This is a genomic window from Nocardia terrae, assembly GCF_009760405.1.
Classification (GTDB): domain Bacteria; phylum Actinomycetota; class Actinomycetes; order Mycobacteriales; family Mycobacteriaceae; genus Nocardia; species Nocardia terrae.
The window spans coordinates 782722-796063 of the sequence record NZ_WRPP01000003.1; the positions used below are offsets into that span (position 1 = coordinate 782722).

At 65.9% G+C, this 13342-nt stretch carries 13 protein-coding genes; 2 read left to right on the plus strand and 11 right to left on the minus strand.

Going from position 1 to position 13342, the window contains the following annotated elements:
- Nucleotides 1–155: 155 nt before the first annotated feature.
- On the minus strand, nucleotides 156–989 hold the full coding sequence (locus tag GPX89_RS18835; RefSeq protein ID WP_157389185.1) for an alpha/beta fold hydrolase: 834 nt from the start codon (nucleotides 987–989) through the stop codon (nucleotides 156–158).
- 186 nt (nucleotides 990–1175) lie between these two features.
- On the opposite strand from GPX89_RS18835, the gene GPX89_RS43885 reads away from it, so the two are divergent.
- Both GPX89_RS43885 and GPX89_RS18840 read left to right on the plus strand, forming a co-directional pair.
- Entirely contained in the window at nucleotides 1176–1343 is a 168-nt protein-coding gene (locus tag GPX89_RS43885) for a hypothetical protein (protein WP_162958162.1), read from the plus strand.
- Nucleotides 1344–1347: 4 nt separating this feature from the next.
- Nucleotides 1348–2829, plus strand: coding sequence for an alpha,alpha-trehalose-phosphate synthase (UDP-forming) (locus GPX89_RS18840; protein ID WP_328601995.1), 1482 nt, complete (start codon nucleotides 1348–1350; stop codon nucleotides 2827–2829).
- A 3-nt stretch (nucleotides 2830–2832) separates the two neighbouring features.
- On the opposite strand, the gene GPX89_RS18845 is transcribed toward GPX89_RS18840, so the two are convergent.
- The 10 genes from GPX89_RS18845 to GPX89_RS18890 form a co-directional block, all read right to left on the minus strand.
- Nucleotides 2833–3774, minus strand: a complete 942-nt coding sequence (locus GPX89_RS18845; protein WP_328601996.1) for an oxidoreductase — start codon at nucleotides 3772–3774, stop codon at nucleotides 2833–2835.
- A gap of 166 nt (nucleotides 3775–3940) precedes the next feature.
- Nucleotides 3941–4429, minus strand: coding sequence for a h domain protein (locus GPX89_RS18850; protein WP_157388879.1), 489 nt, complete (start codon nucleotides 4427–4429; stop codon nucleotides 3941–3943).
- Nucleotides 4426–5259: a hypothetical protein gene (locus GPX89_RS18855; protein ID WP_157388880.1), complete on the minus strand. Its 834-nt coding sequence runs from the start codon at nucleotides 5257–5259 to the stop codon at nucleotides 4426–4428. Before GPX89_RS18855 ends, GPX89_RS18850 begins: the two co-directional genes overlap by 4 nt.
- Nucleotides 5256–6665 carry an MlaD family protein gene (locus GPX89_RS18860; RefSeq protein WP_328601997.1) on the minus strand — a complete coding sequence of 470 codons (1410 nt, stop codon included), beginning with the start codon at nucleotides 6663–6665 and terminating at the stop codon, nucleotides 5256–5258. Before GPX89_RS18860 ends, GPX89_RS18855 begins: the two co-directional genes overlap by 4 nt.
- Entirely contained in the window at nucleotides 6662–7900 is a 1239-nt protein-coding gene (locus GPX89_RS18865; RefSeq protein WP_157388881.1) for an MCE family protein, read from the minus strand. The genes GPX89_RS18860 and GPX89_RS18865 overlap by 4 nt, the downstream gene beginning before the upstream one ends.
- Nucleotides 7897–9144, minus strand: a complete 1248-nt coding sequence (locus GPX89_RS18870) for an MCE family protein (RefSeq protein WP_157388882.1) — start codon at nucleotides 9142–9144, stop codon at nucleotides 7897–7899. Before GPX89_RS18870 ends, GPX89_RS18865 begins: the two co-directional genes overlap by 4 nt.
- The gene (locus GPX89_RS18875) at nucleotides 9141–10202 is read right to left on the minus strand and encodes an MCE family protein (protein WP_328601998.1); all 1062 of its coding nucleotides are present in this window, start codon (nucleotides 10200–10202) and stop codon (nucleotides 9141–9143) included. Before GPX89_RS18875 ends, GPX89_RS18870 begins: the two co-directional genes overlap by 4 nt.
- Nucleotides 10199–11230: an MCE family protein gene (locus GPX89_RS18880; protein WP_328601999.1), complete on the minus strand. Its 1032-nt coding sequence runs from the start codon at nucleotides 11228–11230 to the stop codon at nucleotides 10199–10201. Before GPX89_RS18880 ends, GPX89_RS18875 begins: the two co-directional genes overlap by 4 nt.
- Nucleotides 11227–12471, minus strand: a complete 1245-nt coding sequence (locus tag GPX89_RS18885) for an MCE family protein (RefSeq protein WP_157388883.1) — start codon at nucleotides 12469–12471, stop codon at nucleotides 11227–11229. Before GPX89_RS18885 ends, GPX89_RS18880 begins: the two co-directional genes overlap by 4 nt.
- A 16-nt stretch (nucleotides 12472–12487) precedes the next feature.
- Complete coding sequence (locus tag GPX89_RS18890) at nucleotides 12488–13339, minus strand: MlaE family ABC transporter permease (protein WP_157388884.1); 852 nt, start codon at nucleotides 13337–13339, stop codon at nucleotides 12488–12490.
- Between the last annotated feature and the right edge of the window lie 3 nt (nucleotides 13340–13342).

Genomic DNA, 13342 nt, shown 5'->3' on the forward strand with positions numbered 1-13342 from the left:
TTCACCTCACTGGATACTGGCGCATGTGTACGGAGTACGTAGACGGATCGTCCAGCCACCGCAGTGATGGAACGAGCCCCCGACGTTGATTCGACCCTAGCAAGGCAGGTGTTACCGCTGGGCGGTTACCTGCACTTCATTGAATGGCAGAGCATTCAGGCCGCGAAGAATTCGAGCAGGATCTTGTTGACGGCCTCCGGCTGCTCGAGATATCCGAAGTGCCCGGCGTCGGGCACCTCCTGGTAGCGGGCACCCGGAATGATATCCGCGACTTCGCGCGAAAGGTAGGGCGGAATCATCCGGTCGTCGGCGAAGCCGATGGACAGGCACGGCACGGTGATGGCCCGGTAGGCGGCGGTGCGGTCGAAGTCGTGGTCCATGCGGCGCTGGGCCCGCACGCCGGGTGTGGCCGGGCCGCCGGTGAATTCGAACAGGTCGAGCCAGTCCCGGGCGGTGTGCGGGTCGGCCAGGCTGGCCGGGCTCAGGTTCATCAGGGCGGTCATGGCGGCCTCGTACTTGGCGGGCAGCCGCACCCCGGAGTCGTCGATCTCGTGTTCGCCCAGCGAGAGCGTCTTCTGGAACTGGTCGAGCCGGGCGTGTCCGGCCATGAACACGGCCTTGCGCACCAGATCGGGCCGGGTCAGCGCGAGTTCCTGCGCGACGCGCGAGCCCATGGACTGGCCGACGACCAGAACCGGCCCCTCGTCCAGGAATTCGATGAGGGCGGCGGTGTCACGGACCAGGTCGTCGATGGTCATCCCGTCCGGGGCCTCGAAAGACGGTGCGATACCGCGATTGTCGAAGGTGCAGACCCGGTATCCGGCCGCGACCAGCGCGGGCACCTGATGCAGTTCCCACACTCGGCCGCCGCTGCCGGTGCCCATGATCATGACGACCAGCGGCGCGGACCCCTTCACGTCGGTGCCCCGCGACCGGTCTCCCTTGACCTGGTAGTTCAGTGAGATTCCGTTCACCGTGGCCAACGGCATGCTTGGTCCCTTCATCGGTTGATGCGACTCGTGCGTTCTCCACCGTATAGCTCCGGGCCCACGGAATGTTTCGGCCCTTGACCATTGCGATTGAGGCTCGCAATACACGCACCCGGGAGTCCCGACTTTCCCGGCAGATACGATGGACTCCTCGCAACGAGCTGACTTCCCCGAGAGGACATCGATATGGCCGCGAAGACCGGCGCGAACGACATCGCGGACGACGACCTCGAACCGCTCGCCGACGAAACCGCTCGTCAGGCCCAGCGCGTGGTAGCCGCCTACGCCACCGACGCCGACGAATGCCGGATGCTGCTGTCGATGCTGGGCATCGGTCCGACGCGAGGCGAATAGAACCGTGCAGCCGGACAGCTCCGGTTCCGGTTTCGTCGTCGTCGCGAACCGGCTTCCGGTCGACCTGGAGCGACTACCCGATGGCACCACCCGCTGGAAGCGCAGCCCCGGCGGTCTGGTGACCGCGCTGGAGCCGGTGCTGCGCAATAACAAGGGGGCGTGGGTCGGCTGGGCCGGCGTCCCGGACGTGGAGCTGGACCCGATCGTCGAGGACGGTCTGGAACTGCATCCGGTCCCGCTCTCCGGCGACGAGGTCGCCGACTACTACGAGGGCTTCTCCAACGGCACCCTGTGGCCGCTGTACCACGACGTGATCGTGCGCCCGGTGTACGACCGCCAGTGGTGGCAGGCCTATGTCCAGGTGAACCGGCGCTTCGCCGAGTACACCGCCAAGGTGGCCGCCGAGGGCGCGACGGTGTGGGTGCAGGACTACCAGCTGCAGCTGGTGCCCAAGATGCTGCGCATGCTGCGCCCGGATCTGACCATCGGCTTCTTCCTGCACATTCCGTTCCCGCCGGTGGAACTGTTCATGCAGATGCCGTGGCGCACCGAGATCGTCGAGGGCCTGCTGGGCGCCGACCTGATCGGCTTCCACTTGCCCGGCGGCGCGCAGAACTTCCTGTACCTGGCCAGACGCCTTGCCGGACAGCCGACTTCACGCGGCAATGTGGGCGTGCGCTCGAAACTCGGTGTGGTGCAGGTGGGTTTCCGCACCGTCCGGGTCGGCGCGTTCCCGATCTCCATCACCTCCACCGAACTCGACGAGTACTCGCGCCGCCGCAGCGTGCGTGAGCGGGCCGCGAAAATCCGTGCGGAACTGGGCAATCCGAAGACGATCCTGCTGGGTGTGGATCGCCTGGACTACACCAAGGGCATCGACATCCGCCTGGCCGCGCTCGAGGAGCTGCTGCACGAGGGCCGGGTCAATCCCGAGGACACGGTCATGGTGCAGCTGGCCACGCCGAGCCGGGAACGGGTCGAGTCGTACAAGCAGATGCGCGGCGATATCGAGCGCCAGGTGGGACGCATCAACGGCGAATTCTCCCGCGTCGGTTACCCGGTCGTGCACTACCTGCACCGGCCGATCCCGCGCGAGGAACTGGTCGCGTTCTTCGTGGCCGCCGACGTCATGGTGGTGACCCCGCTGCGCGACGGCATGAACCTGGTCGCCAAGGAGTACGTGGCCTGCCAGGGCGGCCTCAGCGGCGCCCTGGTGCTGTCCGAATTCACCGGTGCGGCAGCGGAATTGCGTCAGGCCTACCTGTGCAACCCGCACGACCTCGACAGCGTCAAGGACGCCCTGATGGGCGCCATCGACGACGACCGCGACACCCGCCGCCGCCGCATGCGCTCCCTGCGCCGCCAGGTCCTCACCCACGACGTCGACCGCTGGGCCCGCGCCTTCCTCGACGCCCTGGCCACCGACCGCGTCGCCGGCAGCGCCCTGCTCACCGACGACGACGTGGACCCGGACGTACGCCGCTGACCCTCACCCGAACTGGTAGGCGACGCCGGTGAGCCGCTCGGACTCGGCCCACAGCCTCGCCGCCAGTTCGGGATCACGCGTCGCCGCACTGGCCTCGTTCGGCACCGGATACCCCTTGGTCGCGCCGATGGGCCCGTAGAAGTCCCCGCCCCGCACGCCCGGATCGGTCGCCGCGCGCAGCGTCGGCAACGCCCCCATCTCGACGCTCTGCATGAAGAAGCGGAACATCCACCGCACCGACGGCCGAGCCAGGAATGCCACCGCGGGGCCGAAATTCGAAGCGAAATCCGATTCAGCGGCCCCCGGATGCGCCAGCACCGAGATCAGCTCACCGCCGGTCCCGTTCAACCGCCGCTGCAACTCGTACGCGAACACCGCATCAGCCTGCTTCGACCGCGCGTAGGCGCGAAACCCCTTGTACTTCCGCCTCTCGTACGCCAGATCGTCCACATCGAGCCAGAGCCCCTTCTGCGCGGGCGCCCCACTGGTCACCGTCACCACCCGCCCGGCCGGTGCGGCCCGCACCAGATCCAGCATGAGCCCGGTGAACGCAAACGGTCCCAAATAATTTGTCCCAAACGTCGTTTCGAACCCATCCACGGTCACCGACCGCTCCCGGCACAACGTCCCCGCATTGTTCACCAGCAGATCGATCTGCCCGAACTCATCGTGCACCCGCACCGCAGCCTTGCGCACCGACTCCAGCGACGCCAGATCCAGTTCCACGAACGGCAATTCGGCCCCGGGTGCGGTCTGCCGAATGGATTCCGCTGCGGTCGCCGCCTTTTCAGCGTTCCGACAGGCCATCACCACCCGAGCCCCACGCTCCGCGAGCCGCCGCGCGGTCTCCAGCCCGAGCCCGCCACTGGCTCCGGTCACAATCGCGGTACGCCCGTTGAGATCCGGAATGTCGGCGGCGGTCCACGGCGTCGTCTTGCTACCCACGGTGCGATCCTGACTTCAGAAATGCTGTATTTTCGTCAAGAAGCCTAGATCGATCGGTACGTTAGTACCAGTTCAGTTCCGCCGCCAGGCACCCCTCGAACACGCAAAGGGCGCACAGCTTTTCGCTGTGCGCCCTTCGAATCGCCTGGCTTCGAGCCGGTCCCGCTCAGATCGTCTTGATGTCGGAGACCAACCAGCTGTCCTTGTGCTTGGTCAGCTTCACCTGCAAGCGGTCGCTGGCGAGGGTTTCCTTCCCCGAATCGGAGCTCGAGAAGCGCTGATCCGCGATCACCAGCACGGTCACGCTGTCGCGGGTCGAATCGATCACGCCGGTCGCCTGCACGATCGTCTGGACGTTGAGCTTCTTCTCCTTGGCCGCGGGGATGGCCTGCTCGTTGATCACCTGCATATAGGAATCGCGGTAGGCGCCGGACAACCGGTCGGCGACCTTCGGGAGCTCCTTTTCGGCGGAGTCGTAGTTGTAGGTGAAGAGGTCCTCGACCGTGTCCTGTGCGAAAGCGGCTGCGGAAGTGCGGTTTCGTTCAGCGGTACGGTCGGACCAGAAGCGGTCGGCGACGAGTGAGCCCACCACCACGGCGGCGACGAGCAGCACGCCGGCGGCGGCGATGACAATGGAACGCGCGTTGATTTTCACGGCACCAGCTCCCAGGCCGAGGCGGTCACGGTGCCGTCGTGGCGGTTCACGGTCACCCGGAAGCGGTAGTCCTTCTGCATCGGGCCGTTCGACGCCGCATTGGACACGGTCTGCTGGGCCAGCAGCAGCACCTTGGCCGAATCCGGGCCGTCGCTCTCGATGGCGGCGGAGATGATCTTGCCGGAGGACTGCACCTTCATCTGCTCGAAGACCTTCTTGTAGTCCTCTTTGTTGGCGGCGAGATCGTCCTTGAGGCCGCCACCCGCGACCGCGAACAAGCGGTCCAGATCCGGGCCGGCGGTGTCGGCCTTGACGGTCACCATGTCGAGGTACGCCTGCTTGGCGACCTGGATGTACTCCTGGCGTCGTGCGCTCAGATCATCGGCCCGGGGCTGGTGGTAGAGGTAGACCCCGCCCGAGCCGATCAGCACCAGCGTGGAGATCAGGGCGACCACGGCGGCGATCGAACCCGACAACCCGAGCGCGGCCCGCGCCCGCTGGAACCGCGACTTCGGTTCGCCGCCTTCGGATTCGGCCGTCTCCTCGACGTCCGAATCCGGCGCATCCTCGATCACCGCGACCACGAATTCCGGCTCGGCGGTGGCGGATTCGGCCGCGACGGGCGCGACCTCCTCGACCGTCTCCACCGTGTCGGCCTTCGGCTCCACCGCATCGGCCTTCGGCTGGGCGGCGACCGCCGGTTCCGGGCTCACCGCGGCGACCGAGGTCTCGAGGACCTCGATGCGCACATGATCATCCTCGACGGGCGGTCCCGCCTGCCGGACGACGCGTCGCCGCGTGCGATTTCGAGTTGCTGGGGTTTCGCTCATGGCGTTGGCTCCTGAAGCAGCTGTTGCCAGCTCGACGGCACCCTGGTGGAACCATCTGCATTGACGTCTCCCCGACGGTACACGTGACCATCAGGTCCGACGAAGGTACCGGTGCCCGGATCCTCGTGTGCGATGAAGGGTGCCTTCCCATCGCCGAGCAGCTTGTCCAGCGGCTGCCCGTTGTTGTCCACCTTGTTCGGCTGACCGAACGGCGGGTTGTCGCCCTCGGGCTGATAGCCGTTGGGGTCGTGGCAGAGCTCCGGGGTCGGGGCGCGCTTGCCCGGCACATCGACACACGGTGTATTGCGGATACCGCGCACGGCTTCCTTGGCGTTCTGCGGCACCTTGCAGTACAGGTTGTCCGGAGTGTCGATCTGACTCAGATCGGCCGGTGAACGCCGCTCGGAGGCGGGCAGGAAGCCGGTGGTGCAGCCCGGCGGATCATTGAGGCCGAGCATGAAGTCGACCATCGCGCCGTACTGCACGGGCCCGCGGATGGCGGTCAGCAACCCCGACAGCAGCGGCGGGTAGAGGACCAGGATCTGTTCGAGTCCGGCGTGATAGGTCAGTCCGACCTGCCCGACACTGAGCATATTGGCCAGCATGATCGGCAGGGTCGGCTTCAGATCCTGGAAGGTCGAGTTCACCTTTTGGAGGGTGGACGGCGTCTTCTGCAGGATCGCCTTCAACGACGGATCATGTTCGCGCAGTTGGTCGGTCACCGTGGCCAGGTCCTTGGTCCAGGTCCGGACGTCGTCCGCGGTCTGGTTCTGGGTGTCCAGCAGCGGGCCGATCTTGTCCAGCAGGTCCTTGGTCGCGTCGGTGTTGTCCTTGGCCGACTGCACCAGCAGCGAGGCCGAGTCGATGAAGCGCTGCAGATCCGGCCCCGCGCCGTTGAAGGCGACGAAGGCGTCGTTGATGACCTCTTGCAGCTTGGTGTCGGCGACGGTGGACAGCAGCCGGTCGGCCTGATCGAGCATGGCGCCGACATCCTGGGGCAGCTTGGTCTGCCCCACGGGGATGACCGAACCGTCATGCAGGTTGCCGCCCTTGGGATTATCGGCCGGAACCAGGTCCACGAACTGCTCTCCGATGGCCGACACGCTCTTCACGTACGCGGTCACATCCGAGGGGATCTTGTAGTCGCTGTCGATGGACAGCTTGGCGTCCACACCGGCCGTGGTGAGCTTGACGTCCTCGACCTTGCCGATGTTGGTGCCGCGGTAGGCGACGTTGGCGGTCGGGTACAGGCCGCCGGTGGCCGCCAATTGCACTGTGACGCCATATCTTCCGATCCCGAGCATGGCCGGGAGCTTCACGTAGTCGCCGCCCATGACGGTCAGGCCGATCACGGTCAGCACCGAGAAGATGGCGAGCTGCACCTTGACGAACTTGGTGAGCCTCACTTCCCGTCACCCCCTTGCTGTGCGGGCACGGTCAGGCCCGGAATGGCGGGCAGACCCGGAATCGGCGGCAGCCCAGCGATACTCGGGGTCGGCGTCGGCGTGGTCGGCTGCGGCTTGAGCGGATCGGTGAGCGGGTCGCCGATGCCCTGCGGGGTCTTACCCCCGGTGATGCCGGTGCCGAGGGTGGCCTGCGTGCCACCCAGGCTGCCGCCCAGCGGGGTACCGGTGAGGAAGTTCGAGTCCAGCCGCGCGCCGGTGAGGTCGACCGTCATGAACAGGTTCATGTAGTCGCCCTTGATGACCTTGTCGATGTTCTTGATCGGGAACGGGAACGACAGCAGCCACTGCAGCGAGTCGGCGAGCTTGTCGCCGGTCGAGGCCAGCGACTGCAGGGCCGGCTCCAGATTGGCCAGATCGGCCTTGAGGTTGTCGCCGCCCTGGTCGATGACCTTCTGCACGGTGTCGCTCAGACCGCCCAGCGCCGTAATGGCTTTGGTGATGTTCTCGCGGCGGTCGGCGAGCACGGTCAGGGCCGGGTGGATCTGGGTGATGGCCTTGGTGACATCGTCCTTCTGCTGCGCGAACACCCCCGCGAACCGGTCCAGGCCGCTCATGGCGGAGATGATGTCCGCGGTCTGCTTGTCCAGGGTGGTGGTCAGCTGATTCAACTGCGGCAACAGATCCCGGATGGCGTCGGTGCGGCCCTTGAAGGTCGCGTCGAGCTCCTTGGTGATGGTCTCCACCTGGGAGATGCCACCGCCGTTGAGCACCACCGACAGCGAGGACAGCGTCTGCTCGGTGGTCGGGTAGGCCCCGGCGCGGTCGAGCGGGATCAGGTCCCCATCCTGCAGGCGGCCCTGCGCGGGTTGATCGGTCGGCGCGGCCAATTCCACATGGTTGGAGCCCAGCAGACTGGTCTGACCGATGCGCGCAATAGCGTTGGCGGGCAACGCGACTCCCTTGTCCAGGGACAGCGTGACCAGCGCGTGCCAGTCCTGCACCTCGATGCCGGTGACCGAGCCGACGGCCACGTCGTTCACCATGACCGGCGAATTACGGGTCAGGGTGGTCACATTCGGCATCTGGACGCGCACGTGCCAGGCGCCCGCACCCGTGCCGGGCGCACCCGGCATGGACACCGAGTTCAGCCCGTCCCACGAGCAACCACCCACACCGAACACCGCGACCACACTGATCGCCGCGCCCGCCAGGCGAATTCGTCGGCGGCTGGTCATCGCCCACCTCCAGTCAGCAGATCGGCGAGGGACTTGGGCGAGGAGACATCCGCGCCGTCGGCCGCGGGCGCCTGGTTCGCCAGGCTGGACGGGCTGTAGGTGAGCTGGTTGGGGAAAGCGTTCTGCTCGGTCGCCGGATTCAACAGCAGCGGCGGGTAATTCATCATCAGCGACTGGATGACCGGCGCCAGATACTGCTTGCACAACTCGGCGCTGTGCTGCGAATCGTTGACCGGGTCGGCTTCGATACCACCGCACAGGAAGGCGGTCGGGTTGGCGAAGTTCGCCCCGATCAGAGAACCAGTGAGCGTGCCCTGGGCGGGCTTGTAGAGCTGGTAGAAGTTCGCCAGCGCGGTCGGGGCGGAGTGCATGATGCGTTCCAGTTCCGGCTTCTTGTCCGCGAGGACCTGGGTGGCGTCGGCCAGCTTCTGCACGCTCTCGGTCAGCGCGCCACCGCGCTCGTCGAGGAACTTCTTCACGTCGCCGATGGCCGAGTCGAGATTGTCCAGGCCCGCACCGAGATCGGTGGAAACCCCGGACAGCACCGAGGAGACCGAGGCCAGGCGACCGCCGAACTGCACGATCTGATCATTGGACTTGGACAGGACGTCGACGAACTTCTGCAGGTTCTGAATGGTGCCGAACAGGTCGGTGCGACCGTCCGAGAGCGTGCTCAGCGTGCTGGACAGCTCTTTCAGGGTGTCCCGGAAGGCCTGGGCGTTCCCGTTGCCGAGGTTGTCGGCGGCGGTGTTGATGGCCCGGCCGAAGGAACCCTGCTTGTCCTCGCCGATCGGGCCCAGCGCGGTGGACAGTTTGGTCAGTTCGGCCTTGATGTCGTCCCATTCCACCGGAACGGCGGTGCGTTCCGCCGGAATCGACGCGCCGTCACCCATTTTCGCTCCGCCGGTGTAGGCGGGCGCGAGCTGGATGAACCGCGCCGAGACCAGCGACGGGGAGATGATGATGGCCTTGGCATCGGCGGGCACGTCGACACCGCGGTCGACTGTCATCTTCACCGTCACCCGGTCCTTGCCCGGATCGATGGAATCGATGCGGCCGACCTTCACTCCCAGCACCCGGATCTCGTCACCGGCGTAGAGGCCGTTGGTCGAGGGGAAGTAGGCGGTGATGTGCTTCTTGCCGATATCGGAGACCAGCCCGTAGACCAGCCAACCGGCCAGCGCGACCACCACGGCGGCGGCCGTGAGCTTGGTCCACCGCGGCAACTTGCGAAGTGCGTTCATCGCGGCGGCTCCTGGGGGTTGGTCTGAACTTGGAAGGCGCCGTTGAGCATGTTCTGCAGGTCGTCGGGCAGATGCTGCGGCCAGACCATGGAGTCGACCAACGTCTGCAGGGCCGGGCTCGCGCCATTGGACAGATAGGCCTGGAAGTACGGTCCGCTGCCGACCTGCTCACCGAGCGCGGCCTCGAACGGGCCGAGCTCGTCGACCGCCTTGCCGATGTTGTCCTTGTTCTTGATCAGCAGCGCCAGCACCGAGTTCAGCTTGTCCAGCGTCGGTTTCAGCTGGTCCTGGTTGTCCTTGACGAAACCGGTCAGCTGCTGCGCCAGACCGTTGATGTAGACGATCAGCTGACTCAGCGCCGAGCGCCGGGCATCCAGCTCCCCGAGCAGGTCATTGCCGTCGACCAGCAGCGAATTGATCTGCAACGCACGGTCACCCAGCACCTTGGTGACGTTCTGGGCGTGCGAGAGCAGGTCGGTCAGCGCCTTGTCGCGGGCGTTCAGGCTGCGGGAGAGCGCCGTGACGCCGTCCAGCGCCGAGCGCAGCGGTCCCGGAGTATCGCTGAAGGCTTGGGACAGGGTGTCCAGGGTCTTGTTGACCTGGTCTGTGTCCATCCCTTTGACATCGGTCGCCAGATCGCCGAGCGCGTCGGTGAGCGAGTACGGAGATGTGGTGCGCTCCAACGGGATCGTCTGATCCTCGCGCAGCGCGCCGTCACCGGTCGGCACCACTTCCAGCGACTTGCGGCCCAGCACGGTATTGGTCTTGATGGCCGCGGTGGTCTTGGTGCCGAGCACGATCGCCTCGTCGAGGCTGAACCGGACCTTCACCTTCGCGCCGTCCAGTTTCACCTCCTCGACCTTGCCGGACTTCACGCCGGCAACCTGTACCTGGTCGCCGGGCAGCAGCCCACCGGCATCGGCGAAGTAGGCGGTGAACTCCGCGCCCGAGCGGATGAAGGGCAAACGGTCGAACTGCAAGGCGGTCAAGCAGATGGCGACCACCACCACGATGCCGACGATGCCGATGTTGATCAGCGGTGAGCGTTGTTGGTTCACTTTGCCGCACACCTTCCGGTGGTCTGACCGCTCGGCATGGTGATCCGCGTGGTGCCGCCGCCGGGGGCGTCCACGATCAGCGCCGCACCACAGACGAACATGTTGAGGAACGATCCGTAGGAGCCGATGCGGATCAGCTTCTTGTAGGTCGGGGGCAGCAGGTTCAGGACGTAGTCCACCTCGTCGCTCTTGTCGTCGAGGTTCTGCGACAGTGTGCCGAGCTGCTGGAAGTCCGCCTTCAGATCCGGGCGGGTCTGCATCAGCAGATCCTGGAGACCGCCTGTCGCCCCGGCCAAGCGGGGCAGGGCGTCACCGATCGGATCCTTGTCCGCCGCGAGACCGCTGACCAGGCGCTGCAATTCGTTCAGCGTGGTCTGGAAGTCGGCATTGTTCTGATCGATGGTGCCGAGCACCGTCTTCAGATTCTCGATCACGCTGCCGATCAGGGCGTCCCGGTCGGCGAGGGTCTTGGTGAAGGAGCCGCCGCTGTTGAGCAGCGACACCAGCGTGCCGCCCTGTCCCTGGAACACCTGCAGCAGCGCACCGGTCAGATCGTTGATCTGATCCGGATTCAGGCCCCGCAGTAGCGGTTTCATGCCGCCGAGCAGCAGATCCAGATCGAGCGCGGGCTTGGTCTGGCCGAGGGGGATGGTGGCGCCTTTACCCAGCGGCTGGGCCGTGCCCGGCCCGTCCATCAGTTCCATGTAGCGGTTGCCGACGAGGTCCTCGTAGCGCACCGCGGCCTGGGTGCCGGAGTAGATGCGGTACTGCTGGTCGAGGTCGAAGTCCACGTGCGCCAGATGGTCCTTGCCGACGGACACGCGGGTCACCGAGCCCACCGGAACACCGGCGATGCGCACCTTCGCACCGGGCAGGATGCCGGACGAGCTGTTGAAGATCGCGTGGTATCCGGTCGAGCGGGAGAAGCGCATCTCGCTGAAGATCACGGTGAGCGCTGCCAGCACCAGCAGCATGACCAGGGCGAAAATGCTCAACTTCACCGTGGTGCCATGCGGTTTGAACTTCACTTGCCCACCCCCGGAACATCGGAGAACAGCAGCTGGAACACCCGCGGACCGTTGAGGCTGGTGCTCGTCGGCGGGGTCCACACTTCACCCTCGGTGGTGTCGGTGACGACGTAGTTGGAGTGGCTGCCCGGCACCCGGTCGAGAATGTTCTCGCAGTGCGGGCCACCGGTGGCATTCACCTTCGGCAGATCCTTCGGGTACGAGTACGGTGTGCCGCCGCCCATGAAGCCGGCGTTCAGCGTCACCCAGGGGCCGTCACCACCGAAGATGCGGTTCCCGTCCGGCAGCGCGTTGGCCGAGCCGACGACCAGGCAGTACAGCGCCGGGTTGTACTCATTGAGCAGTTCAGCGGTCGGCCGCAGCACGCCGAGCGTGTCCACCAGGGCCTTCTCGTTGTCGGAGAGCACCCCGCCGGTGTCGTCGGCCAAGCCCACCAGGTTCAGCAGCACCTTGTCGAAGTTGTTCTTCTCGTCGACGATGGTGCCGCCGGTGGTGGCCGCGTTTCCGGTGGTGCGCAACAGATCCGGCGCGGTGTCGGCGTACAGGTTCGTGACACCGACCGAAGTCTGCAGATCGCGCTGCAGATCGGGCAGACTCGGGTTGAGCTCCTTGAGGACGTCGTCGCTGTTGACCATGAGCTGGCCCAGCTTGTCTCCGCGGCCCTGCAGGGCGGTGCCCAGCGCGGTCAGCGTGGCGTTCAGCTTCTCCGGCTGCACCTTCGCCAACAGATCGTTCAAATGCTGGAAGAGCGTGTTGAATTCGACCGTCACCGCACCGGCCTGCACCACCGCGCCCGGCTTCAGGGAATCGGTGGAGGGGTTCTGGGGTTCGATGAAGTTGACGTACTTGGAGCCGAACACCGTGGTCGAGTTGATGTCGACGGAAGCGTTGGCGGGCACCATCTTCAGCTTGTCCGGATCGACGGCGAGGTCGATGCGGGCGCCGTCCGGACCGTCGGTGATGTTGGAGACCCTACCGATCTCGACGCCGCGGATCTTCACCTTGGCGTCCTTGTCCATGACCAGGCCCGCGCGCGGGGAGGCGATGGTGACCTTGACCGTGTTGTCGAAGCCGCCCGCGAAGGCGACCAGGCAGATCGCCACCGCGGCCACGACGGTGAGCACCAGGCCGGCCCCGGCGAGCCTGATTACCCACCCCTGTTCCAGGTAATTCTTGGCCTTCGGTTTCTGGACGAACGGTGAACCGATCGGGTTCACCACGCCGCCTTGCTGTTGGACCATGTCGTGTGTCCCGCCCCTACCCGGAGAGATGGAAATTGCCGGAGGTGCCGTAGATGGCCAGCGACATCAGCAGCGTCACCATGACGACCGCGATCAGCGAGGCCCGCACCGCATTGCCTACCGCCACACCGACGCCGACCGGCCCGCCCGCGGCGTTGTAGCCGTAGTAGGTGTGGATCAGCATGACGGCCATGGCCATGAAGATCGCCTGGGCGAAGGACCAGAGGATGTCGCTGGGGATCAGGAAGGTCGAGAAGTAGTGGTCGTACACACCGGCCGACTGGCCGTAGATCACGACGGTCGAGAAGCGCGAGGCGATGAACGACGCGATGACCGCGAGCGAGTACAACGGGATGATGGCGATGATGCCCGCCAGCATGCGGGTGCCCACCAGGAAGGGGACGGGCCGGATGGCCATCACCTCGAGGGCGTCGATCTCTTCGGAGACGCGCATGGCCCCCAATTGTGCCGTGGTACCGGCGCCCAGCGTCGCCGCCAGGCCGATGCCCGAGATCACGGGGGCGGCGATACGGACATTGATGAATGCGGCGAAGAAGCCGGTCAGTGCCTCGACACCGATATTGCCGAGCGAGCTGTAGCCCTGCACGGCAATGGTGCTGCCGGCGGCCAGCGTCAAGAATCCGACGATCACGACGGTGCCGCCGATAACGGCCAGAGCACCCGTGCCCATGGAGATCTCGGCGATCAGGCGAATGGTCTCGGTGCGATAGTGCACCAGCGCCTTGGGTACCGATCCGATCGAGCGCGCGTAGAAGACGGCGTGCTTACCGACCGAGTCGAGGGCCTCGGTGAAGCGCCGAAAACGGTTGGCTACCTTCGGGAAACGACTTTGGATCACGAAAGCCATCTG